Annotated in this window: 21 protein-coding genes; 10 read left to right on the top strand and 11 right to left on the bottom strand. The window is 68.5% G+C overall.

From position 1 onward, the window contains the following. Nucleotide 1 precedes the first annotated feature (1 nt). Nucleotides 2-220, top strand: a complete 219-nt coding sequence (locus tag AB4Z09_RS22080; RefSeq protein ID WP_114719004.1) for a hypothetical protein — start codon at nt 2-4, stop codon at nt 218-220. 65 nt (nt 221-285) lie between these two features. Here AB4Z09_RS22080 and guaA read toward each other — a convergent pair whose 3' ends face one another. From guaA to guaB, 4 genes are all read right to left on the bottom strand, one after another. Further along, nucleotides 286-1,857 carry a glutamine-hydrolyzing GMP synthase gene (gene guaA, locus AB4Z09_RS22075; protein WP_174912210.1) on the bottom strand — a complete coding sequence of 524 codons (1,572 nt, stop codon included), beginning with the start codon at nt 1,855-1,857 and terminating at the stop codon, nt 286-288. 41 nt (nt 1,858-1,898) lie between these two features. Then, entirely contained in the window at nt 1,899-3,662 is a 1,764-nt protein-coding gene (locus AB4Z09_RS22070; RefSeq protein ID WP_442240663.1) for an FAD-dependent oxidoreductase, read from the bottom strand. A gap of 196 nt (nt 3,663-3,858) precedes the next feature. Beyond that, a complete protein-coding gene (locus AB4Z09_RS22065) occupies nt 3,859-4,998 on the bottom strand; it encodes a GuaB3 family IMP dehydrogenase-related protein (RefSeq protein ID WP_114718930.1) in 1,140 nt (379 codons plus the stop codon). 30 nt (nt 4,999-5,028) lie between these two features. Next, on the bottom strand, nt 5,029-6,552 hold the full coding sequence (gene guaB / locus AB4Z09_RS22060; protein ID WP_174912214.1) for an IMP dehydrogenase: 1,524 nt from the start codon (nt 6,550-6,552) through the stop codon (nt 5,029-5,031). A gap of 208 nt (nt 6,553-6,760) precedes the next feature. Between guaB and AB4Z09_RS22055 the strand changes: the two genes are divergently transcribed. Beyond that, on the top strand, nt 6,761-7,165 hold the full coding sequence (locus AB4Z09_RS22055) for a DUF5319 domain-containing protein (protein WP_114718928.1): 405 nt from the start codon (nt 6,761-6,763) through the stop codon (nt 7,163-7,165). Between the two features lie 81 nt (nt 7,166-7,246). On the opposite strand, the gene AB4Z09_RS22050 is transcribed toward AB4Z09_RS22055, so the two are convergent. From AB4Z09_RS22050 to AB4Z09_RS22040, 3 genes are all read right to left on the bottom strand, one after another. Then, entirely contained in the window at nt 7,247-8,227 is a 981-nt protein-coding gene (locus AB4Z09_RS22050; protein WP_174912217.1) for an anti-sigma-D factor RsdA, read from the bottom strand. Then, complete coding sequence (locus AB4Z09_RS22045) at nt 8,220-8,798, bottom strand: sigma-70 family RNA polymerase sigma factor (protein ID WP_031938667.1); 579 nt, start codon at nt 8,796-8,798, stop codon at nt 8,220-8,222. Before AB4Z09_RS22045 ends, AB4Z09_RS22050 begins: the two co-directional genes overlap by 8 nt. Nucleotides 8,799-8,927: 129 nt before the next feature. Further along, nucleotides 8,928-9,776: a hypothetical protein gene (locus AB4Z09_RS22040; protein ID WP_442240662.1), complete on the bottom strand. Its 849-nt coding sequence runs from the start codon at nt 9,774-9,776 to the stop codon at nt 8,928-8,930. Nucleotides 9,777-10,328: 552 nt separating this feature from the next. Here AB4Z09_RS22040 and AB4Z09_RS22035 point away from each other — a divergent pair. The 4 genes from AB4Z09_RS22035 to AB4Z09_RS22020 all read left to right on the top strand — a co-directional run bounded on the left by AB4Z09_RS22035 (nt 10,329) and on the right by AB4Z09_RS22020 (nt 12,881). Beyond that, nucleotides 10,329-10,619: a WhiB family transcriptional regulator gene (locus tag AB4Z09_RS22035; RefSeq protein ID WP_174912223.1), complete on the top strand. Its 291-nt coding sequence runs from the start codon at nt 10,329-10,331 to the stop codon at nt 10,617-10,619. A 164-nt stretch (nt 10,620-10,783) separates the two neighbouring features. Continuing rightward, on the top strand, nt 10,784-11,446 hold the full coding sequence (locus AB4Z09_RS22030; protein ID WP_114718926.1) for a fasciclin domain-containing protein: 663 nt from the start codon (nt 10,784-10,786) through the stop codon (nt 11,444-11,446). Nucleotides 11,447-11,509: 63 nt separating this feature from the next. Then, complete coding sequence (locus AB4Z09_RS22025) at nt 11,510-12,175, top strand: sigma-70 family RNA polymerase sigma factor (RefSeq protein ID WP_174912227.1); 666 nt, start codon at nt 11,510-11,512, stop codon at nt 12,173-12,175. Nucleotide 12,176: 1 nt separating this feature from the next. Next, complete coding sequence (locus AB4Z09_RS22020; protein WP_114718924.1) at nt 12,177-12,881, top strand: anti-sigma factor; 705 nt, start codon at nt 12,177-12,179, stop codon at nt 12,879-12,881. Nucleotides 12,882-12,961: 80 nt separating this feature from the next. Here AB4Z09_RS22020 and groL read toward each other — a convergent pair whose 3' ends face one another. The 4 genes from groL to AB4Z09_RS22000 form a co-directional block, all read right to left on the bottom strand. Next, nucleotides 12,962-14,575, bottom strand: coding sequence for a chaperonin GroEL (gene groL, locus AB4Z09_RS22015; RefSeq protein ID WP_442240661.1), 1,614 nt, complete (start codon nt 14,573-14,575; stop codon nt 12,962-12,964). Nucleotides 14,576-14,689: 114 nt separating this feature from the next. After that, nucleotides 14,690-14,992 carry a co-chaperone GroES gene (groES, locus tag AB4Z09_RS22010; protein WP_005518479.1) on the bottom strand — a complete coding sequence of 101 codons (303 nt, stop codon included), beginning with the start codon at nt 14,990-14,992 and terminating at the stop codon, nt 14,690-14,692. A 208-nt stretch (nt 14,993-15,200) separates the two neighbouring features. Then, nucleotides 15,201-15,635 carry a PaaI family thioesterase gene (locus AB4Z09_RS22005; protein ID WP_114718922.1) on the bottom strand — a complete coding sequence of 145 codons (435 nt, stop codon included), beginning with the start codon at nt 15,633-15,635 and terminating at the stop codon, nt 15,201-15,203. After that, the gene (locus tag AB4Z09_RS22000) at nt 15,632-16,603 is read right to left on the bottom strand and encodes a zinc-binding dehydrogenase (protein ID WP_114718921.1); all 972 of its coding nucleotides are present in this window, start codon (nt 16,601-16,603) and stop codon (nt 15,632-15,634) included. The genes AB4Z09_RS22005 and AB4Z09_RS22000 overlap by 4 nt, the downstream gene beginning before the upstream one ends. A gap of 162 nt (nt 16,604-16,765) precedes the next feature. On the opposite strand from AB4Z09_RS22000, the gene AB4Z09_RS21995 reads away from it, so the two are divergent. From AB4Z09_RS21995 to AB4Z09_RS21980, 4 genes are read left to right on the top strand one after another with little or no spacing between them, the layout of a single operon-like run. Further along, the gene (locus tag AB4Z09_RS21995) at nt 16,766-17,581 is read left to right on the top strand and encodes a 2-keto-4-pentenoate hydratase (RefSeq protein WP_174912229.1); all 816 of its coding nucleotides are present in this window, start codon (nt 16,766-16,768) and stop codon (nt 17,579-17,581) included. An 18-nt stretch (nt 17,582-17,599) separates the two neighbouring features. Beyond that, nucleotides 17,600-18,937, top strand: coding sequence for an aromatic ring-hydroxylating dioxygenase subunit alpha (locus AB4Z09_RS21990; protein ID WP_442240660.1), 1,338 nt, complete (start codon nt 17,600-17,602; stop codon nt 18,935-18,937). Then, a complete protein-coding gene (locus AB4Z09_RS21985) occupies nt 18,934-19,284 on the top strand; it encodes a bifunctional 3-phenylpropionate/cinnamic acid dioxygenase ferredoxin subunit (RefSeq protein ID WP_174912232.1) in 351 nt (116 codons plus the stop codon). Before AB4Z09_RS21990 ends, AB4Z09_RS21985 begins: the two co-directional genes overlap by 4 nt. Then, the gene (locus tag AB4Z09_RS21980; RefSeq protein WP_174912234.1) at nt 19,281-20,510 is read left to right on the top strand and encodes an NAD(P)/FAD-dependent oxidoreductase; all 1,230 of its coding nucleotides are present in this window, start codon (nt 19,281-19,283) and stop codon (nt 20,508-20,510) included. The genes AB4Z09_RS21985 and AB4Z09_RS21980 overlap by 4 nt, the downstream gene beginning before the upstream one ends. Nucleotides 20,511-20,514 lie beyond the last annotated feature (4 nt).

The following is a 20,514-nucleotide window of genomic DNA, read 5'->3' as shown; positions in this document are numbered from 1 at the left end:
CATGTCGGACACCGACGAGCAGTCCACCGCGACACCGTCGCGATTCCCATCTATAGGCCTGCTCCTGGCCGGCATCGCCGCGCTGCTGGTCAGTGCGTGGGCCATCATCGGCCCGTTCACCCTCGACCCGCTCGCCAACGTCGGCGCCCGCTGGCTGTTCGTGATCGTCGCGGTCGGCATCGGCGCGGCGCTGGTGTTCTCCCCGGGTCGGCGGCGCTAGCCGCACAGACGACAGCGCCCCAGCCTGTGTGGTGGCCGGGGCGCTGTCGTGCGTTCAGTGCGGGATCACTCCCACTCGATCGTTCCCGGCGGCTTGCTGGTGACGTCGAGGACTACGCGGTTGACGTCCGCGACCTCGTTGGTGATCCGGGTGGAGATGCGCTCGAGCACCTCGTACGGCAGCCGGGTCCAGTCGGCGGTCATCGCGTCCTCGCTGGAGACCGGGCGCAGCACGATCGGGTGCCCGTAGGTGCGGCCGTCGCCCTGGACACCGACGCTGCGGACGTCCGCGAGCAGCACGACGGGGCACTGCCAGATCTGGCCGTCCAGGCCGGCGGACGTGAGCTCTTCGCGCGCAATGGAATCCGCGTGGCGCAGGATCTCGAGACGCTCCTGCGTGACCTCACCGATGATGCGGATGCCCAGGCCCGGCCCGGGGAACGGCTGGCGTCCGACGATCTCCTCGGGCAGACCCAGCTCGCGACCGACGGCGCGCACCTCGTCCTTGAACAGCAGGCGCAGCGGCTCGACGAGCTTGAACTGCAGGTCCTCGGGCAGGCCGCCGACGTTGTGGTGACTCTTGATGTTCGCGGTACCGGTGCCGCCGCCGGACTCGACGACGTCCGGGTACAGGGTGCCCTGGACCAGGAAGTCGACGGTCTCGCCGTGCGCGGCGCTCTCGCCGAGCACCTCGGACACCGCGCCCTCGAAGCTGCGGATGAACTCGCGGCCGATGATCTTGCGCTTGGTCTCCGGATCGGACACGCCGGCCAGCTCGCGCAGGAACGTCTCCGACGCGTCGACGGTGATCAGGCGGGCGCCGGTCGCGGCGACGAAGTCCTTCTCGACCTGCTGGCGCTCACCGGCGCGCATCAGACCGTGATCGACGAACACGCAGGTGAGGCGGTCGCCGATCGCACGCTGCACCAGCGCGGCCGCGACAGCGGAGTCGACGCCACCGGACAGAGCGCAGATGGCCTTGCCGTCGCCGACCTGCTCGCGGACCTGCTCGATGAGCGATTCCGCGATGTTCGCCGCCGTCCACGCACCGGGGATCCCGGCGATCTCGTGCAGGAACCGGCTGAGCACCTGCTGGCCGTGCGGGGAGTGCATGACCTCGGGGTGGTACTGGACGCCGGCGAGCTTGCGGGCGCGGTCCTCGAACGCCGCGACCGGTGCACCGGCGCTGGACGCGGTGACCTCGAAGCCCTCGGGTGCGGCGGTGACGCCGTCGCCGTGGCTCATCCACACCGGCTGCGTCGCGGGCAGGCCGTCGTGCAGGATGCCGCCGCTGACGGTCATCTCGGTGCGGCCGTACTCGCGGCCGCCGGTGTGCGCGACGGTGCCGCCGAGCGCGTTCGCCATCGCCTGGAAGCCGTAGCAGATACCGAAGACGGGGATGCCCAGGTCGAACAGGGCGGCGTCGAGCTGCGGCGCACCCTCCTCGTACACGCTGGACGGCCCACCGGACAGGACGACGGCGAGCGGCTTCTTCGCCGCGATCTCCTCGACGGTCGTGGTGTGCGGCACCACTTCCGAGTAGACCTTCGCCTCACGGACGCGGCGAGCGATCAGCTGCGCGTACTGGGCACCGAAGTCGACGACGAGAACCGGCCTGTCCTGCTGGGTTTCTGACACCAGAACAGTCTAATATGCGCAGCTCCCGCGCCGTCCCCCGCCTAGGCGACCCCGCTCCCCGCCTCGGTGCCCTCCGGCTGCCCACCGGTCCGACCGCCACGGATCTCGACGATCGGCAGGGTCAGCGCGGCCGGCGCACCCGCCGGGACCACGGGATTCTTCGGCGCCACCGGGGCGATCCGGGAGTAGCCGGCGCCCTGCGCGGGACGATTGTCCTGCTCGCCCTTGTTGGGCCACAGCGACGCCGCCCGCTCGGCCTGCGCGCTGATCGTCAGCGACGGGTTCACGCCGAGGTTCGCGGAGACCGAGGCACCGTCGACGACGCTGAGCGTCGGGTAGCCGTACACCCGGTGGTAGGGGTCGATGACTCCGTGGTCGGCATCCGACCCGATGGTGCAACCGCCGAGGAAATGCGCGGTGAGCGGGATGTTGAACACCTCGCCCCACGTGCCGCCCGCGACACCGTCGATCTTCTCGGCGAYCCGTCGGGTGGCTTCGTTGCCGGCCGGGATCCACGTGGGGTTGGGCTCGCCGTGGCCCTGCTTGCTGGTGACCTTGCGGCGGCCGAGGACCCCCTTCTTGGTGTACGTGGTGATCGAGTTGTCGAGGTTCTGCATCACGAGTGCGATGATGGTGCGCTCGCTCCAGTTCTTCACGGTGAGCATCCGGAGCATCTGTCGCGGGTTGGCGGCGATCACCTTGAGCAGCTTGATCCAGCGCGGCGTGCTGCCGCCACCGTCCGTCATGAGCGTCTGCAGCAGACCCATCGCGTTGGAGCCCTTGCCGTACCGGACGGGCTCGATGTGCGTGTCCGACGTGGGATGGAACGACGACGTGATCGCGACGCCGTGCGTGAGGTCCATCGCCGGATCGATCTTGTACTTGCCCGCACCGACGATGGACTCGGAGTTGGTGCGGGTGAGCTCGCCGAGGCGATTCGACAGCCGCGGCAGCGTCCCGGTGTCCTTCATCCTGTGCAGCAGTTGCTGGGTACCCCACGTGCCGGCCGCGACCACGACGTACTGCGCGGTGTAGGTCCTGCGGTTCTTGCGGACCTTCGCCCCGGTGCGGTGGGTCGCGACGTCCCACGTGCCGTCCGACCGCTCGTACAGCGACTCGACGGTGGTCATCGGGATGATCTCGGCGCCGGCCTTCTCCGCCAGGCCGAGGTAGTTCTTGATGAGGGTGTTCTTGGCGCCGTGGCGGCAGCCGGTCATGCACTCACCACACTCGATGCAGCCGGTGCGGTCGGGGCCGACGCCACCGAAGTACGGGTCCGAGACGGTCTTGCCGGGCTCCCCGAAGAACACACCGACCGGCGTCTGGATGAACGTGTCACCCACGCCCATGTCCTCGGCGACCGACTTGATGACCTCGTCGGCGGGGGTCATGTGGGGGTTCTGGACGACACCGAGCATCTTGCGGGCCTGCTCGTAGTGCGGCGTGAGTTCGGAGTCCCAGTCGGTGATGTCGCGCCACTGCGGGTCCCGGAAGAACGACGACGGTGGCTTGTAGAGGGTGTTCGCGTAGTTCAGGGAACCGCCGCCGACACCCGCGCCGGCGAGGATCAGAACGTCGCGCAGCAGGTGCACGCGCTGGATGCCGTAGCAGCCCAACGCCGGTGCCCAGAGGAAGCGCTTGAGGTCCCAGCTGGTCTTCGCGAAGTCGGCGTCGGCGTAGCGGCGCCCGGCCTCGAGCACACCGACCTTGTAGCCCTTCTCCACCAGCCGGAGCGCGGTGACGCTTCCACCGAAGCCGGAGCCGACGATCAGCACGTCGTAGTCGGTCGCGCGCTGCTTGCCCATAGGACACCTCCACCATGAACGGATTTGTTACTCGCCAGTATGCACCGCAGTCCTGTGACTCGTACCACAAGGGTGCCCTAACTGTAACCACCGGTCGCACGAACGGTGGCGGTTCCCCGAAACGCCTGTGGCCGAATGTCACACCGGTTCAGTTCAACTGAACGGATGTGACATTCGGCCACAGGAACGAGGTGGATCAGGCGCGAACGCTCAGGCCGACCTTCTGGAACTCCTTGAGGTCGGAGTAGCCCGACTTCGCCATCGAGCGGCGCAGGCCGCCGACGAAGTTGAGCGAACCGTACGGGTCGTCCGACGGCCCGTTCAGGACCTGGTCGAGCGCCGGACGCTCGCCGTACGAGACCGGCAGCAGCGAGCCACGCGGCATCGACGGGTGCGCGGCCGCGGACGGCCAGAACCAGCCACCGCCCGGAGCCTCCTGCGCCACCGCGAGGGGCGCACCGATGACGGCCGCGTCGGCACCGCATGCGATGGCCTTCGCGAAGTCGCCCGACGACGTGATGTCGCCGTCGGCGATGACGTGGACGTAGCGTCCGCCGGTCTCGTCGAGGTAGTCCCGGCGAGCCGCGGCGGCGTCGGCGATCGCCGTCGCCATCGGCACGCCGATGCCGAGCACCTCACGGGTGGTGGTGGCGCCCTCGGTGGAGCCGTAGCCCACGATGACGCCGGCCGCGCCCGTACGCATCAGATGCAGCGCGGTGCGGTGGTCGCTCACACCACCGGCGATGACCGGGACGTCCAACTCGGAGATGAACGTCTTGAGGTTCAGCGGCTCGCTCTCGCCGTGCGCGACGTGCTCGGCCGAGATGATCGTGCCGTGGATGACCAGCAGGTCGATGCCGGCCTTCACGAGCGCCGGGGTGAGCGCGCGGGCGTTCTGCGGGCTGACGCGGACAGCTGTGGTGACACCGGCGTCGCGGACCTGCGCGACCGCTGCCGCGAGCAGCTCGGGCTGCAGCGGCGCGGCGTGCAGTTCCTGCAGGCGTGCGACGGCTGCGTCGGGATCGATCTCCTTCTCGGCCATCTCGGCGAGCTCGGCGAGCTTGACCTCGACGTCGGCGTGCCGACCCCACAGGCCCTCACCGTTGATGACACCGAGACCGCCGGCCTTGCCGAGCTCGATCGCGAACGACGGCGACACCAGCGCGTCGGTCGGATGAGCCAGGACGGGGATGTCGAAGCGGTACGCATCGATCTGCCAGGCCGTCGACACCTCCTTCGAGGAACGGGTCCGGCGAGAGGGAACGATGTTGATGTCGTCCAACTCGTAGGTGCGTCGGGCAGTTCTGCCCATGCCGATTTCGACGAGGTCGCGCACGCGCGCCCCTTTCTCGATTGTTATGAGTGCTTAGCGGGCAGCGTAGTTCGGCGCTTCGACGGTCATGGTGATGTCGTGCGGATGGCTCTCCTTGAGGCCCGCCGCGGTGATCTGCACGAACTGCGCCTCCTGGAGCTGCTCGATCGTCCCGGAGCCGGTGTAGCCCATGGCCGCGCGCAGGCCGCCGGTGAGCTGGTGGATCACCTGCGACAGCGGGCCGCGGAACGGAACCCGGCCCTCGATGCCCTCGGGGACCAGCTTGTCCTCGGCGAGCACGTCGTCCTGGAAGTAGCGGTCCTTGGAGTAGGACTTGCCCTGTCCGCGGCTCTGCATCGCGCCGAGCGAGCCCATGCCGCGGTAGCTCTTGAACTGCTTGCCGCCGACCAGGATCAGCTCGCCCGGGGACTCGGCGGTGCCGGCGAGGAGCGAGCCGAGCATCGCGGTGGACGCGCCGGCGGCGAGCGCCTTGGCGACGTCACCGGAGAACTGCAGGCCGCCGTCGGCGATGACCGGGACACCGAGTGCCTTGCACGCGGCCGTGGCCTCGAGGATCGCGGTGATCTGCGGGGCGCCGACACCGGCGATGACGCGGGTGGTGCAGATGGAGCCGGGGCCGACACCGATCTTGACGGCGTCCGCGCCGGCCTCGGCGAGAGCGAGAGCGCCGGCGCGGGTGGCGACGTTGCCGCCGATGAGCTGGACGCGGTCGCCGATCTCGGCCTTGAGCTTCGCGATCATCTGCAAGATGTTGATCTGGTGGCCGTGCGCGCTGTCGACGACGAGGACGTCGGCACCGGCGTCGGCCAGCGTCATCGCGCGGACCCAGGCGTCGTCACCGACACCGACCGCCGCACCGACGAGCAGGCGTCCGTCGCGGTCCTTGGTGGCGTTGGGGTGCTGCTCGGTCTTGACGAAGTCCTTGACCGTGATGAGCCCGGTGAGCTTGCCGTGGCCGTCGACGATCGGGAGCTTCTCGATCTTGTGACGACGCAGCAGGCCGAGCGCGACCTCGGCGGTCACACCCTCGCGCGCGGTGATCAGCGGCGCCTTGGTCATCACCTCGGCGACCGGACGGTTCTCGTCCACCTCGAACCGCATGTCGCGGTTGGTGATGATGCCGACGAGGGTGCCGGTCTCGTCCGTGACGGGCAGTCCGGAGATACGGAACCGCGCGCACTTGGCGTCGACCTCGGCGAGGGTGTCCGACGGACTGCACGTGACCGGATCGGTCACCATGCCGGCCTCGGACCGCTTGACGGTCTCGACCCATCCGGCCTGCGCCTCGACGGCGGAATTGCGGTGCAGGACACCCATGCCGCCGGCGCGCGCCATGGCGATGGCCATGCGGGCCTCGGTGACGGTGTCCATCGCCGAACTCACCAGCGGGACGTTGAGGCGGATCTCACGGGTCAGCTGGCTCGAGGTGTCCACCTGGTTGGGGACGACGTCCGAAGCCGCCGGCAGCAGCAGCACGTCGTCGAAGGTTAGACCCAGCATCGCAACCTTGTTCGGGTCGTCTCCCCCGGTGTGCACGTGCCCTCCGGTACTACTCATGCGGCTCGGGCCCTCCATGAAGCGTCGATTGATATTGATTACGGAAGAAGAGTCTGGGCCGACGAAAGATTCCCGTGCGGGATTTGCCGTGCGCAGACCTCCGTGGACCATGGTATCGGCTCGCCCGAAAGTGCACGCGGGCCGTCCCGGCGACTCACCCACGGCTATCAGCTAGCGCAGACCGGGATGAACTGCGTACCGTGGTGTTGTGCGCGATCAACTGCCTCCCGGTCTTCCGCCGGACCCCTTCGCCGGTGACCCTGCCGACCCGTCTGCTGCGCTCGACGCGATCGAGCCGGGCCAGCCGCTGGATCCCCATGAGCGTCTCGCCGTGGAGGAGGACCTCGCGGACCTCGCCGTCTACGAGGCGCTGCTCGGCCACCGTGGAATTCGCGGACTGGTCGTGTGCTGCGAGGACTGCCAGCAGGACCACTACCACGACTGGGACATGCTGCGCGCGAACCTGCTCCAGCTGCTCGTCGACGGCACGGTCCGCCCGCACGAGCCCGCGTACGACCCGTCGCCCGACGCGTACGTCACCTGGGACTACTGCCGCGGCTACGCGGACGCCTCGATGAACGACGCCCTCCACGGCGACGGCTTCGAACTCTGAGAGTCACCCCTCGACGGCTACGGCCCGGCAAGCATTGCTTGCCGGGCCGTACTCGTTCGTGCGGGATCCATCCCTGAATCGTCAGGGCGAGGGCGTCACCGGCGGCTGTCCGCCCAGTGAGCCACTCGTGGCCCGTGTGGTCGACGTCGCAGGCGGCGTCGTCGTGGTCGTCGTGGGAGGCGGCGTCTCGGACGTCGCGGTCGCCGGGTTCGGTGAGGAGGTCGCCGATGGCGATGGCGACTGTGACGGCGCTGTCGAGGTGCCCGGAATCACGCCCTGGATGCGGGGGTCGATCGTGGGCGACGGCCACTCCGTGACCGGAACCGACGTCTCCAGCCCCGGACTGGTGGACGACGAGTCGCCGGCGGTGGCGGGTGGCGGGGTCGTCGTCGGCGGCACGTTCGGAGCCTGTGGCGGCACGACCTTCCCCAACTCGGTCAGGAGTCGGTCGCGCCACACGTTCAGCTCGTCCCGGGTCCCGGCCTCGTTGACGGCGCTCGCGCGCGCACCGGCCGAGTCGAGCTTGGCCTTCGCGCCGACCGCATCACCCGACGCGATGAGACGTTCGGCCTCCTGGAGGTTGGACGTCGTGTCGATCTTCGCGACGGTGGAGGCCGCCCGCTCGGTGAAGACCACCTGCTTGACGCCCCACAGCGGGTCGCCCGGTTCGGCGTTGTACGAGAAGATGCTCATGCCGCCCATCGCGATCGCGACGACGGCGGCGGCCGCGGCGATCGGTCGGAGCAGTCGGAGTTGGCTGCGCCCGGACCGCGACCGGGTCGACAGTGAGTCCTGCGCCTCGAGTTCGCGGTGGACGCGGGCAACGATGTCGTCGAGGTCCGGTTCAGCAGGCAGGGGCTGCGCCAGGATCTCGGTCCGCCAGTTCGCGAGCAGCGCGGCGACCTGGTATTCCTCAGGACTGTCGGTTGCGACGGGACGGTCGCCGGCGATCGCGTCGATCAGCGCATCGTCGCGACGCACCGCGGCGACGTCGACGGGCGTGCCGTTTCCAGCGAGATCGGCGTGGGGATCGCCCGGCTCGCCATTCTGGCCCCTAGCCATGCCTCTCACCTGCTCTCGTCACTTCCTTCTTCAACTTGGCAATGGCTCGGTGTTGAGCCACCCGCACCGCGCCAGCGGTGCTTCCGACTGCTGCTGCCGTCTCCTCCGCCGACAGACCGACGACGAGCCGAAGGACGAGGATCTCGCGGTGCTTCTCGGGAAGCGTCTGAAGCAGTGCGTTCACCTGTCGGCTCGTCTCCGAACTCAGCGCCCGCTCTTCGGGACTGTCGTCGGAGGAAACGACATCTGGTACTTCAGCAACTGGATCGGATTTGTTACGCGCAGCGTTTCGGTGAGCGTCAGCGACCTTGTGTGCGGCGATGCCGTAGACGAAAGCCATGAACGGACGACCCTGATCCTGGTAGCGCGGAAGTGCCGTCATCACCGCGAGGCACACCTCCTGCGCCACATCGTCCGCGGACAACTGCCCACGCTCCGCGGCGCCGACCCTGGCACGGCAATAGCGCACGACCAGAGGGCGAATACTCTTCAGGACCTGGGCCAGAGCATTCCGATCGCCCTGCGCTGCGGCAGCGACGGCGGAGTTCAACTCCTCACCCGTGTTAGACATCGTCAGCGCGAATCCTGGCGTTACAGTGGCACGTCCCCCCAGCCGGGTGTGCTTCCGCCTCACGGCGGAACGTCTGTAAGAGTAACGACAGAGTCCGACGCGTCAGTGCATCGTTCGAATATCGGGCGGTCATTTCGAGAACCTCCCGCCCCGGCGAGCGATCGCATCGGCGCATTCGTCACGGATCGCTCGTGCGGCCGGATTCGGGCGCACGCCGTCCACCAACATCGCTGCCGCCCATCGCAACGGGACCAGTCCGTGTGCACCGGCGTCGACGAGCACCCGCTCCGCGGTCTCGAGTGCGAGGTCCGGCTCGGGCCTTCCGGTCGCCGACGCCGCGAACAGCAGCTCGGACTTGATCCGATGCCGCACGGACGGGCAGTCGGCCGAGCGGTCGACCGCAGCCTGAGCATGGACGGTTGCGGCGGCGAAGTCTCCGGCCGCGAGCGCGATCTCGGCCGTCACCCAGTGCAGTCTCACGTACTGACGCCACAGCGTGTCCGGTTCGCCGACCGCAGACAGGTACGCCTCGCAGCGGACGAGGAGCGTGCGCCCCAACGCCAGCCGACCGCATCCCAGCGCGTCGGCAGCAAGTCCCGTCAGAGCATCGCAGCGTGCCTCGTGCCACCATCGGTCGCCGGTACGGGTCATCCCGATCAGCGCCAGCGCGGCACCGTCGTAGCCCGAAGCGAGGGCGTGGGCGCCGAGCTGCCGCAGCAGGGATGCCTGTGTGCTGGCCGCGAGCGAGGCCACCGCCGGCTCGGTCGCGGACATCCGGCGCAGCGGTTCGAGCTCGGCCCGGGCCTGCGCGTACCGCCCCTGTCCACCCAGTGCGACGGCGCGCAACCAGCGCCCCAGCGGATCGGCAGGTACCGGCAACGGGCTCCGTCCGGGATCCGAACCGAAGGCGGCGCCCCCAAGACCGTGCGAGTCGTGTGAGTCGTGAGAGCCGTGCGGGTCGTGCGGGTCGTGCGGCATCCGGTGATCATGCCACTGCGGGCGCCGACGCCATTCCGCATACCGGTCGGCCGACGTCCGATCCCGCCCCGATAGCCCCCGATAGCCATTGCAGACGCGACTGAAGACACACGATGAACCGTTGAAACTTCTCCAACTGGACGACCTGTTAATAATGTTCGTGCACCATAAAGGCGATTCGCCGCGCGAACATGATTCAAATTTGAAGAATATGTGGCGTCGAGGTTAACGAGAATCGCCGAACAATACTCCAGAGTAACCAACCAGTCGGGGAGAATCAGGACGATCGTCCAGGTGAGGGCAACGTCGGCCAACGCGGAAGCGATCGACCCCCGTGTCGCTACGCAATCACAGCCGCCGCCCCATGTAAATGTCCAGGGCGTTAATTCTTGGCTCCAGGGATATGGAAATCACCACTCAGCGTAAGTGTTGACGGGATTTCATATGCCCCTTTACGGTTGCGGGGCGTAACCGATTTCATAGGTCTTGTCATCCCGGGGGGTGGCGGGCCGCTCGCAGCGTCACCGCGAGCCTGCTGACAGAGGAGTCCTGATGCCTGTTCCGAATCATCTTCCCGGCCCGAATGCCGATATCTGGGATTGGCAGATGCACGGGTTGTGTCGTGGTGTGGACTCCGCCGTGTTCTTCCACCCGGACGGCGAACGTGGCCGTGCTCGGGCCCAGCGGGAAAGCCGCGCGAAGGAGATGTGCCAACAGTGCCCGGTGCTGGCACAGTGCCGCAACCACGCGCTGTCGGTGTGCGAGCCGTACGGGATCTGGGGTGGGATGTCGGAGTCCGAGCGCGAGATGCTGACCAGGCAGTCGCGCCGCCGCATCGCTTAGGGGTGCCCGTCACCCGTAGGTGAGTACACGCGCAGGCCCGGGTAGACCTCGACGTCGAGGTCTCCCCGGGCGCAGTCGTGTCCGCGTCGACCCATCCGCGGCGTCCGGTACTCCGAATGCCTTTCCGACAGTGCTGAAGACCATCCCGTCAGGAAGGCAGTCCCATGAACATCAAGACGTCCCGCCTCATCGCCGTAGCCGCCACCACATCGATCGCGTTGCTCGGTGTCGCTGCGTGTTCGTCCGACGACAACTCCGGCGACGCCCCGACGACGAGCACCACGACATCAGGTTCGGCGGAGTCCGGAATGATGTCCTCGGGTGCCACCGCCGCGGCCGCGAACCCGGTCGGTCCGGGCTGTGCAGAGTACGCAGCGATGGTTCCCGACGGCCCGGGCTCGGTCAGCGGCATGGCACAGGATCCCGTCACGGTCGCCGCGTCGAACAACCCCATGCTGACGACACTCACCGCCGCGGTGTCCGGCCAACTCAATCCCGACGTCAACCTCGTCGACACGCTCAACGGCGGCCAGTTCACGGTGTTCGCTCCCACCGATGCGGCGTTCGCAAAGCTCGATCCGGCGACCGTCGAGACGCTGAAGACCGACGACGCCCTGCTGACCAAGATCCTCACGTACCACGTGGTTCCGGGACAGTTGGCCCCCAGCCAGGTCGACGGGACCCACGCGACGGTGGAGGGCTCCGACGTCACCGTCACCGGGTCCGGAGACAACCTGAAGGTGAACGAGGCCGGAGTCGTGTGCGGCGGCGTGCAGACGGCGAACGCGACCGTGTACCTCGTGGACTCGGTGCTGATGCCGCAGTAGTCATAGTCACGACGGTCCACGACCATGCCACTACGAGCCGCCCACTCCGGGAGGATCCGGCCGATGAACGCTACGGTGGTCCTCGATGCACTCGAACGAGGACACGTGAGCTCGGCCGGATCCTCCGGCGGCGATGACGCATGCCCCGTCGACAACGGGAAGCTCGTCGCCGCCCGCCACGAGGAATCGGTTCACCTGCGAAAGTTGTTGGCGGATATCGCCGAAGGTGACCGCGCTGCGTTCGCGGACTTCTACGATCGGACCGGCGCGCGGGTGTACGGCATGGTCCTGCGGGTCCTGCGTGACCCCGGGTTCTCGGAGGAGACCACTCAGGAGGTCTACCTCCAGGTGTGGAGATCGGCCGGCAACTTCGATCCCGAACGCGGATCACCACTCTCGTGGCTGATGACGCTCGCCCACCGCCGCGCGGTCGACCGGGTGCGGTCGGAACAGTCCCACTCCGATCGTGAGGTGGTCTACGAGACTGCGAACCGCGTGGACGAGTTCGATCAGGTCACGGAGGATGTGCAGCACCGCGCCGAACGGCAGGCAGTTCTGGACTGCCTCCAGGCGTTGACCGACATTCAACGACAATCGGTCACGCTCGCCTACTACGGCGGCCGGACGTACCGCGAGGTGGCGGCCGAACTCGGGGTGGCGGTGCCGACCGTGAAGTCACGGATCAGAGACGGATTGACAAGGCTCAGAGGCTGCCTGGGGGTGATATGAGATGGACGACGATCTGATCGAATGGGCGCACGCCTGTGCGCTGCACGCCCTCGACGACTCCGAGCGACGCGACCTCGACGCACGACTGGCGGAGGCGGACGAGGCGACTCGCGCCGAGTTCGACGCCGCGGTCCGGCTGGCCCGCGAGACGATGGCCGCCGCCAGCTCCCTCGTCGCAGTCACGCCGCCGGCATCCCTGCGCCACAATCTGATCCGTCAGGTCACGGGCGACGAACTCGCGGCCCGTCGGACGCCCGGGCGCCGATGGCGGATCGCGATCGCGTCCGTTGCCGCTGCGGTGGCACTGCTCGCCGGCGGCGTGGTCATCGGTCACCAGATCACGGAGACCCCGCCGACACCGTCGGTCACCGCGCAGATCCTCGACGCACCCGACATGCACTCGGTGACAGCCGAGATTCCGGGTGGCGGCACGGCCACCACGATGTACTCGAAGGACGCGAACGCGGCGATGCTGGTGATGAACGGTGTCACGCCGCCGAAGTCGGACACCGTCTACCAGATGTGGCTGGTACGTGGCGACGAGCCGGTGCCGGCCGGCACGATGGGCCCCGACCAGGTGTCCCCCACCACGACCGCGGTGCTCGAGGGCATCGACGGTGCCACCCAGCTCGGTTTCACGGTGGAACCGCCCGGCGGGTCGACGTCCCCGACGGGCGACATGTTCGCGTCCATCCCGCTCACCTGATCCGATGCGGGTCCCCGAAAGCCGAAGACCCCCGGACGAAACCGTCCGGGGGTCTTTCGTCTCAGCTGGTGCCGAGGAGATCAGTGAGCGTGGCCGTGGCCGGCGTCCGCTGCTTCCTCGGTGGGCTTCTCGACGACGGCGCTCTCGGTGGTGAGCACCATGCGCGCGACGGATGCCGCGTTGACGACAGCCGAACGCGTCACCTTGACCGGGTCGACGACACCGTCGGCGAGCAGGTCGCCGTAGGTGAGGGTCGCGGCGTTGAAGCCGTGGCCCTTGGGCGCCTCGGACACCTTGCTGACCACGACGGAACCGTCGACGCCTGCGTTGGTGGCGATCCAGAACAGCGGAGCGCGCAGCGCGGTGYGCACGACCTCGACACCGGTGGCCTCGTCACCCGAGAGCGACGCAGCCAGGTCGGTGAGGACCTGACCGGCCTGCACGATGGCGGAGCCGCCACCGGGGACGATGCCCTCCTCGACCGCAGCCTTGGCAGCGTTGACGGCATCCTCGACGCGGAACTTGCGCTCCTTGAGGTCCGTCTCGGTGGCTGCGCCGACCTTGATGACGGCGACGCCGCCGGCCAGCTTCGCGAGGCGCTCTTCGAGCTTCTCGCGGTCCCAGTCGGAGTCGGTGTTCTCGATCTCGCGCTTGAGCTGCGCGACGCGGGTGGCGATGTCGGCCTCGGTGCCGGCACCGTCGACGATAGTGGTCTCGTCCTTGGTGACGACGACGCGGCGTGCCGTGCCGAGCAGGTCGAGACCGGCTTCCTTGAGCGTGATGCCCATGTCCGTGTTGATCACGGTGCCGGCGGTGACGACGGCGAGGTCCTCGAGGAAGGCCTTGYGACGGTCACCGAAGAACGGCGCCTTGACGGCGACGGCCTTGAGCGTCTTGCGGATCGCGTTGACGACGAGCGTGGAGAGCACCTCGCCCTCGATGTCCTCGGCGATGATGAGGACCGGCTTGCCGGACTCGGCGATCTTCTCGAGCAGCGGCAGGAAGTCCGGCAGCGAGGTGATCTTGTCGCGGTACATCAGCACCAGCGCGTCCTCGAGAACGGCGCGCTGGGCGTCGATGTCGGTGACGAAGTACGGCGACAGGTAGCCCTTGTCGAACTGGACGCCCTCGGTGACGGCGAGCTCGGTGTGCAGGGTCGAGGACTCCTCGACCGTGACGACACCGTCGACGCCGACTCGGGTCATGGCCTCGCCGACCAGCTCGCCGATCTCCGCGTCACGCGACGACACGGTGGCGACCTGTGCGATGGCCTCCTTGCCCTCGACCGGGGTGGCGGCCGCGAGCAGCGCCTCCGACACGGCGTCGGCGGCCTTGCTGATGCCGATGCCGAGGCCGATCGGGTTGGCTCCCGCGGCAACGTTCTTCAGGCCGGCCTTCACCAGCGCCTGCGCGAGAACGGTGGCGGTGGTGGTGCCGTCGCCCGCGACGTCGTTGGTCTTGGTGGCGACGCTCTTGACGAGCTGTGCGCCGAGGTTCTCGAACGGGTCCTCGAGCTCGATCTCGCGGGCGATGCTCACACCGTCGTTGGTGACGGTGGGGCCGCCGAATGCCTTGGCGAGCACGACGTGCCGACCGCGCGGGCCGAGGGTGACCTTGACGGCGTCGGCGAGCTGGTCGACGCCACGCTCGAGCGCGCGCCGGGCCTTCTCGTTGAACTCAATTTGCTTGGACATTGATTCAGCTACTCCTGGCTCAGGGTTTTCGTCCCGGAACGGATGTCAGGGTGTCGGCCGGAACGCACTCCGCCCCGGGTCCGATGCGGAACTCCGGGGCGGGAGGCGTAAGGCTTACTTCGCGACGACAGCCAGAACGTCGCGAGCCGACAGGATCAGGTACTCCTGGCCGGCGTACTTGATCTCGGTTCCGCCGTACTTGCTGTAGATGACGGTGTCGCCTTCCTGGACGTCCAGGGGGATGCGCTTCTCGCCATCCTCGTCCCAGCGGCCGGGACCAACAGCGACGACGGTGCCCTCCTGGGGCTTCTCCTTCGCCGTGTCGGGGATGACCAGGCCGGAGGCAGTCGTCGTCTCGGCCTCGTTGGCCTGGACGAGGATCTTGTCCTCGAGCGGCTTGATGTTCACGCTCGCCACGATGAGCCCTCCACTTTCAGGGGTTTGTCGGGCCCGAGGCTGTTCCTCGGACCACCATCAATTCAGTCACCACAGTGACTCTTCACGCGCCCCGTCGTCGCGGGTGCCGGGACTCGCTCAGTGTCGACTAGCACTCTATACATGAGAGTGCCAGCACTCAAGGGTGGCGCGGGAGCGAGTGCTCSGGCGCCACCTCCAGCGAACGAATTCAGTACTGCGACGGCGTCTCCAGGACGGCCATCGTGCATCGCGAGATGCACACGAGCTTGCCCTCGTCGTTCACGATCTTGATCTCCCACACGTGCGTCTTGCGGCCCAATGCCAGCGGCGTCGCCTTGCCGTGCACCCAGCCCGAGCTCACGGGTCGGACGTGGTTGGCGTTGATCTCCATACCGACGCAATGGAACTTGCTGCGATCCACCGCGAAGATCGACGCCCAGCTGGCGAGGGTCTCGGCGAGCGCGACCGAGGCGCCACCGTGCAGCACRCCCGCGGGCTGCTTGGTGCGCTCGTCGACCGGCATCCGGCCCTCGAGCGAGTTCTCRGTCAGTTCCGTCAGCTCGATGCCGAGGTTGCGGTTGAGGGTGTCGACGCCCTTCTCGTTCGCGATCTCGATGGTGGGATCGCCGATCCAGATGCTCACGAGACCTTCACCACGACCTTGCCGTTGACGTCGCCGTCGATCATGGCCTGGAACCCGGAGTGGATGTCCTGCAACGGAATCACGCGGTCGATCTTGGGTCGCAGTCCGGTGGCGTCCATCATCCGCAGCATCGACACCAGCTCCGCCCGGGTGCAACCGGTGGACCCGAGGATGCGCTGCTGGAGGTAGAAGATGCGGGTGAGGTCGGCCGACGGGTTGGAGCCGGACGTCGCACCCGCGATGACGATGGTGCCCCCGGGACGTAGCGCGCGCATCGAGTGCGCCCACGTGGCCTCGCCGACGGTCTCGATCACCACGTCGACCTTCTCGGGCAGCCGGGCGCCGGCCTCGATCGCGGTGTGCGCGCCGAGCTCGAGCGCGCTCGCACGCTTCTCGGCACTGCGACTCGCGGCGTATACCTTGGCGCCCGCGGCGGCCGCCAGACTGATCGCGGCGGTCGCGACGCCACCGCCGGCACCCTGCACCAGGACGCGGTCGCCGGCCTTGATCTGCGCCTGCGTGAACAGCATCCGGTACGCGGTGGTCCACGCGACCGGCAGGCACGCCGCCTCGTCGAACGACAGCCACTCGGGCTTGGGGATCAGGTTGCGCCGGGGCACCACGAGGTACTCGGCGAACGCACCGTCGTGCTGCTCGGACAGCAGCGCACGGCCGGGGTCGAGCGTCTCGTCGCCGCCACCACCGTCGGCGTCGGCGATCACCGGGTAGACGATCACCTCGTTGCCGTCCTCGTCCACACCGGCCGCGTCGCAGCCCAGGATCATCGGGATCCGATCGGCCGGGTGCCCGACGCCGCGCAGCGTCCACACGTCGTGCATGTTGAGCGCGGACGACCGCACCGCGACCTTGGCCCAACCGTCCGGAACGACCGGGTCGGGAACCTCGCGGAGTTCGAGACCGCTCAGCGGATCGTCCGCGTTCTGGGCGACGGCGACGGCTGCGAGCATGGATTCTCCTGTGCTGTCGGACACAACCGCCGGGTGCAGCGGTCGTGAAATACGTGTTCGGATACCCATGGTCGACGCCCGCCGGGCCCTCGCGCGAGAGACCGTGCCGTACCTCGGCACGACCGCTGGCACTCGGTGTCGCCCCGACGGTCTCCTGTACGCATGCCAACTGACACCAGGGGCGCGCTGCATGCGGCAGTCCCCTCGCTCGCCGCCGAGCTTGCCGAGGCGGAGCGCACTCGGCGGCCGATCGCGCAACCGACCTCGTCCCACCCGGACCTCACCGTGGCCGACGCGTACGAGATCCAGCGCCGCAACATCGCGCGTCGGGTCGAGGCCGGCGAACGGGTCGTCGGCCGCAAGATCGGGCTGACGTCGCTCGCGATGCAGCGCCAACTCGGTGTCGACCAGCCCGACTTCGGCGCGATCCTCGACACGATGGTGGTCCCGCACGAGGGCGAGCAGGCCCTGGACGACCTCGTGGCCGCGCGCGCCGAGGCGGAGTTCACGTTCCGCCTCGCGAGCGACCTGGTGCCCGGCGAGTCCGCATTCACGTTCGAGCAGGTGCGCGATGCGGTCGGCGAGGTGATGCTCAGCCTCGAACTCATCGACAGCCGCATCGCCGACTGGAAGATCGGCCTCGTCGACACCGTCGCCGACAACGCGTCGAGCGCCCGTCTGGTCGCGGGTCCGGGTGTTCCCGCCACCCGGGAACTCCTCGACACGCTCCCGGAACGGATCCTCACGCTCACCCGCGACGGCGAGACCGTCGGCGAGGGGCCCGGGTCCGCGGTGCTCGATCACCCGCTCAACGCCATTGTCTGGCTGGCAGATTCGCTCGCGCAGTACGGCGATCACCTGCGCGCGGGGGACCTCGTCCTGGCCGGCGCCGTCCACGCCGCGGTCCCGCTGGCCGCCGGCTCCACCTTCGGTGTCACCTCGCCGGGCCTGCCCGACGTCACCGTCCGCATCGTCTAGCTCGAAGGAAGACGACCTATGTGTACCTCCGACGGCAACGCCGTTCCCCAGGGTTCGATCCAGAGGCCGGCCGCCCTCACCAAGTTCGTGGACGTGTCCACGATGGTGGACGGCGACAACGGCTACGTCGACCGTGCGGTCTTCACCGACCACGCGATCTACCAGCAGGAGCTGCGCCGCATCTTCGCGCCCAGCTGGCTGTTCCTGGGCCACACGTCGCAGTTCGCCAAGCCGGGCGACGTCCTCACCACCTTCATGGGTGAGGATCCGGTGATCGTGTCGATGGGCAAGGACCGCAAGATCCGCGCGTTCCTCAACTCCTGCCGCCACCGCGGCGCCCGCGTGTGCCGCGCCGACTTCGGCGCCACCAAGAACTTCACGTGCACGTACCACGGCTGGAGCTTCGACACCGCCGGCAAGCTGGTCAGCGTCCCCAACGAGGCGGGCTACCCGGAGAGCTTCGACAAGAAGGACTGGGGCCTGGTCGAGGTCGCACAGCTCGACACGTACCACGGCCTGGTCTTCGCGACGTGGAACCCCGACGCACCGCCGCTGAAGGAAGCACTCGGCGGGATGACCTACTACATGGACGCGATGCTCGACCGCGATCCCGAGGGCACGGTCGCCGTGGGCGGTATCCACAAGTGGGTGCTGGACGGCAACTGGAAGCTGGCGGCCGAGCAGTTCGCCACCGACTGGTACCACGTCAACATGTCGCACGCGTCGGCGCTGATGGTGCTCTCCCCCACCGGCCGTGGGCCGAAGGCCGAGATCGTCAACACGCCGGGCCGCCAGTTCAGCGATCCGATGGGGCACGGCGCCGGGTTCCCGACGCATCCGCGCAGCCGCTTCGACGCTCAGCCGGTGCACGAGTACTACGACTACGACGCGCTGCGTGAGCGCCTCGGCGACGAGCGCGTCGAGGGCCCGATGACCACGGGCCACGCGACCGTCTTCCCGAACTTCTCGTACCTGCCGGTCAACGGCAGCATCCGCGTCTGGCACCCGAAGGGCCCGGACAAGATGGAGGTCTGGGCGTGGACGATCGTCGACAAGTCCATGCCCGAGGAAGTACGTGAGGCCCAGCGCCTGTACAACCTGCGCACGTTCGGTCCCAGCGGCATCTTCGAGCAGGACGACGGAGAGAACTGGAGCGAGTGCCAGGCCATCGCGGGCGGCTTCATCACCAACAGTGTGCCGCTCAACTACCAGATGGGCCTGGGCAGCGAGCGCGAGGACGGCGTCTACCCCGGCAAGACGAGCGAGCTGTACAGCGACGCCGCCGGCCGCGGTTTCTACCGACGCTGGGCAGAACTGATGAACACACCGGCATGGCACGAAAAGGGCGCGAAGTGAGCGAGACCATCACCAGGATCAAGGTCGGCGCGGTCGGCGACATCGAGGACGGCGAGGCGCTGGTCGTCGACGCCGAGCAGACCGGCACCGGCGAGCCGATCGCCGTCTTCCACGACGACGGCGAGTACTTCGCCCTGAACGACCGCTGCACCCACGGCGAGGCGTCGCTCGCCGACGGCTGGATCGAGGGCGGCCAGGTGGAATGCCCGCTGCACTCGGGCAAGTTCTGCCTGCGCACCGGCTCGGTGCTCTCGATGCCGGCCACCGAGGACGTCGCGGCCCACAAGGTCGAGGTCACCGACGACGAGATCTGGCTCTACCCCGGCCAGAACGCAGAGGCGCAGTGAGTACCCCCTCCGCAGTCGTCGTGGTCGGCGGCGGTCTGGCGGGAGTCAGCGCCGCCGGCGAACTGCGGGCCCGCGGCTTCGAGGGTGAGATCACCCTCGTCGACGGCGGACCCGCGCCGTACGACCGTCCGCCGCTGAGCAAGGCGTTCATGTTCGGTACCGCCGACGAGGCAGATCTCGCTCTCGCCAAGCCGGATTGGTATCTCGCACAGAGGGTCACGCTGCGCACCGGCGTCGCCGTGACGGCACTGAAGCCCGACGAGGGTGTGGTCGAACTGGCGGACGGCACTCGTCTGGACGCCGACGTGACGATCCTGACCACCGGCGCCGGCGCGCGTCCGTTGCCGGTGCCCGGCGGTGGCCTGCCGCAGGTCCACCTGCTGCGCACCATCGACGATGCCCGCGCACTCAAGGCCCGCCTGGTACCCGGCGCTCGCCTGGTGGTGATCGGCGCGGGCCTGATCGGTGCCGAGACCGCTTCCGCCGCACTGCAGCTCGGAGCGTCCGTCACCCTGGTCGATCCGATCGATCCCCCCATCGCCCCCGCCGTGGGCCCGGAGCTCGCGCGCTACCTCCACGACCAGCACGCCGCCAACGGCATCGACGTGCACGCGGCGGGCGTCGCCGAGATCCGCTCGACTGACGACGACAGCGTGGTCGTCGTCCTCACGACCGGCGACGAACTCCCCGCCGACGCGGTCCTGGTGGGCATCGGCTCGATCCCGTCGACCGAACTCGCGGAAACCGCGGGCCTCGACGTCGACGGCGGTGTCCTGGTGGACGAGAACCTGCGGACGAGCCATCCCGCGGTGTACGCCGCTGGTGACGTGGCACGCCGACGCGATGCCGACGGCACACTCCATCGTCGCGAGGAGCACTGGGAGGCAGCGCAACTCAACGGACGCGCGGTGGCCGCCCGCGTCCTGGGAGAAGACCCCGAGCCCGAGTGCGCGGGGTGGTTCTGGTCCGACCGGCACGGCATCCACGTGCAGGGCGTCGGATCGATGACCGCCGAGGGCGAGACCGTGATCCGGCCGCACCCCGACGACGCCACCCGACCGCAGATGGCGTTCCGGGTCCGGGGCAACACCCTGGTCGGCGCCGCGTTCATCGACGGCGGCCCCGCCGTGCGGGCCGCGCGCATCATCATCGACCGCGCACTTCCCGTCGATCCGGCCGCGCTGGCCGACCCGACCGTGAACCTGCGCAAGCTCGCCAAAGGATGACTGA

The sequence above is a fragment of the Rhodococcus sp. TAF43 genome, from assembly GCF_052113525.1.
GTDB lineage: Bacteria > Actinomycetota > Actinomycetes > Mycobacteriales > Mycobacteriaceae > Prescottella.
Note: the sequence above shows the minus strand (reverse complement) of the source record. Positions and strands in the feature narration are given on the sequence as shown.